At 66.9% G+C, this 2629-nt stretch carries 3 protein-coding genes; all 3 read right to left on the bottom strand.

From position 1 onward, the window contains the following. On the bottom strand, positions 1–1126 hold a 1126-nt coding region (locus FXO23_RS50360; protein ID WP_158896297.1), incomplete at its 3' end, for a sulfate adenylyltransferase subunit 1. Continuing rightward, positions 1126–2046 (bottom strand): sulfate adenylyltransferase subunit CysD, encoded by a 921-nt coding sequence (cysD, locus tag FXO23_RS50355; protein ID WP_158896295.1) that lies wholly within the window; start codon positions 2044–2046, stop codon positions 1126–1128. The genes FXO23_RS50360 and cysD, both read right to left, overlap by 1 nt. A 13-nt stretch (positions 2047–2059) precedes the next feature. Further along, positions 2060–2629: phosphoadenylyl-sulfate reductase (locus FXO23_RS50350; RefSeq protein WP_158896293.1), on the bottom strand; the 570-nt coding region annotated here is incomplete at its 5' end.

The raw sequence follows: 2629 nt of genomic DNA, 5'->3' as shown, positions 1-2629 counted from the left end.
GGCCGATGTCGTTGAGTTCCAACGTTTCCGGGTTGTCCACACTGGACAGTGTTTGTTCGTCGAAGCGTGCGGTGAGTTCCTCGACGAGTGCTTGGACGGTGCGCGTGCCGTGTTTGACCAGCACCCGTGTTCCGGGGTGTAGGGGTTTGCTGGAGAGCCAGCACAGGGCTGCGGTGAGTTCGTCGGTGGGGGTGGGCGCGCGATCGGCCGCGGCGATCAGATCCCCGCGGGTGATGTCGAGGTCGTCGGTGAGTATCACGGTTATTGATTTGCCCGCGCCTGCTTCGGCCAGGGGGCCGTCGGGGGTGTCGATTCGTTCCACGGTGGTGTGCAGCCCTTGGGGTAGTACCAGGACTTTGTCGCCGGGGCGTACGGTTCCGGCGGCGATTTGTCCGGCGTAGCCGCGGTAGTCGGGGTGTTGGGGGGTGCGGGGGCGGATGACGTATTGCACGGGGAACCGGAACGCGGCGTCGTGGGGGTCGGGGGCGACGGGCACGGTTTCGAGGTGTTCGAGCAGGGTGGGGCCGCTGTACCAGGGGGTGTTGGGGGAGTGGTGGGCGATGTTGTCGCCGTGGAGTGCGGAGACGGGGATGGTGAGTACCGCCCCCTCGGGGTAGCCCAGTGAGGTGGCGTGGGCGGTGAATTCTTTGGCGATGAGGGCGAAGGCTTCTTCGTCGTGGCCGACCAGGTCGATTTTGTTGACCGCGAGGACCAGTCGGGGTACGCCGAGCAGGGCGAGCACGGCGGCGTGACGGCGGGTTTGTTCGACGACGCCTTTGCGGGCGTCGACGAGGAGGATGGCGAGTTGGGCGGTGGAGGCGCCGGTGACGGTGTTGCGGGTGTATTGGACGTGTCCGGGGGTGTCGGCGAGGACGAAGCTGCGGTGGGGGGTGGCGAAGTAGCGGTAGGCCACGTCGATGGTGATGCCTTGTTCGCGTTCCGAGCGCAGTCCGTCGACCAGCAGGGAGAGGTCGGGGGTGGTGTGGCCGCGGTCGATGCTGGCGCGGGTGACGGCGTCGAGTTGGTCGGCGAGTACGGATTTGGTGTCGTAGAGCAGGCGGCCGACGAGGGTGGATTTGCCGTCGTCGACGCTGCCGGCGGTGGCCAGTCTGAGCAGGCTCGTCATCAGAAGTAGCCCTCTCGCTTGCGGTCTTCCATGGCGGCCTCCGACAGGCGGTCGTCGGCTCGGGTGGCGCCGCGTTCGGTCAGGCGGCTGGCTTGGACTTCGGCGATCACTTGTTCGACGGTGGTGGCGGTGGATTCGACCGCGCCGGTGCAGGAGCCGTCGCCGACGGTGCGGTAGCGCACGCTCAGTTCGCGTACGGTTTCGCCGTCGCGGGGTCCGCCCCAGGGGCCTTCGGTGAGCAGCATGCCGTCGCGCAGGTAGACGGGGCGTCGGTGGGCGTAGTAGATCGAGGGCAGTTCGAGGTGTTCGCGGGCGATGTAGTTCCACACGTCGGCTTCGGTCCAGTTGGAGAGGGGGAAGACGCGGACGTGTTCGCCGGGGCGGTGGCGCCCGTTGTAGAGGTTCCACAGTTCGGGGCGTTGGCGGCGGGGTTCCCATTGGCCGAAGGCGTTGCGCAGGCTGAAGATTCGTTCTTTGGCGCGGGCGCGTTCTTCGTCGCGGCGGCCGCCGCCGAACACCGCGTCGAACTTGTGGGCGGTGATCGTGTCCAGCAGGGGCTGGGTTTGCAGGGGGTTGCGGGTGCCGTCGGGGCGTTCGGTCAGGCGGCCGTCGTCGATCCAGTCCTGCACTGTGGCCACGATCAGCCGCAGCCCGTACTTCTTCACGACGTGGTCGCGGAAGGTGATGACTTCGGTGAAGTTGTGGCCGGTGTCCACGTGCAGCAGCGGGAAGGGTACCGGGGCGGGCCAGAACGCTTTGATCGCCAGGTGCAGCAGCAGGGTCGAGTCCTTGCCGCCGGAGAACAGGATCACCGGGCGGTCGAACTCGCCGGCTACTTCGCGGAAGATGTGCACGCCTTCGGATTCGAGCGCGGACAGGTTGTCCCGCGCCGCGTCGGTCGCGGGTTCGAGCGTGGTCATAGGTGCCTTTCTGTCAGCCGTGCAGGCCGCATTCGGTCTTCGACTGCCCGGCCCACCGGCCGCTGCGCGGATCCGCCCCGGGCGCCACCTTCGCGGTGCAGGGGGCGCAGCCGATCGACAGATACCCCTCCGACACCAGCGGGTTCTGCAAAATGCCGTGTTCGGTGAGGTAGGTGTTGAACTCGTCGTCGGTCCACGCCGCGATCGGGTTGACCTTGACCAGGCCGTTGCGGTCGTCCCAGCCCACGATCGGGGTGTTCGCCCGCGTCGGCGCGTCCACCCGCCGCACCCCGGTCACCCAGCAGGAATACCGCGACAACGTCTTGCGCAGCGGGATGACCTTGCGCAGATGGCAGCACTGGTTCGGATCCCGGTCGTGCAGTTTCGGCCCGTACTCCGCATCCTGGTCGGCCACACTCTGGACGGCCTGCGCGTTGACGATCCGCACCCCCGGATACACCGTCCGCACCGCGTCCCGGGTGCCGATGGTCTCCGCGAAATGGTAACCCGTCTCCAGGAACAGAACATCCACATCAGACTTGACCTTCACAGCCAAATCGATCAACACCGCATCCTGCATATT

It is taken from the genome of Amycolatopsis anabasis, assembly GCF_009765355.1.
In the GTDB taxonomy this organism is placed as follows: Bacteria; Actinomycetota; Actinomycetes; order Mycobacteriales; family Pseudonocardiaceae; genus Amycolatopsis; species Amycolatopsis anabasis.
The sequence above is the reverse complement of the archived record's forward strand: the minus strand, read 5'-3'. Positions and strand labels throughout refer to the sequence as shown.

Bases quoted from the DNA above. Each gene is read 5' to 3' on its own strand.
- cysD (WP_158896295.1), bottom strand. From the start codon at position 2,046: ATGACCACGCTCGAACCCGCGACCGACGCGGCGCGGGACAACCTGTCC.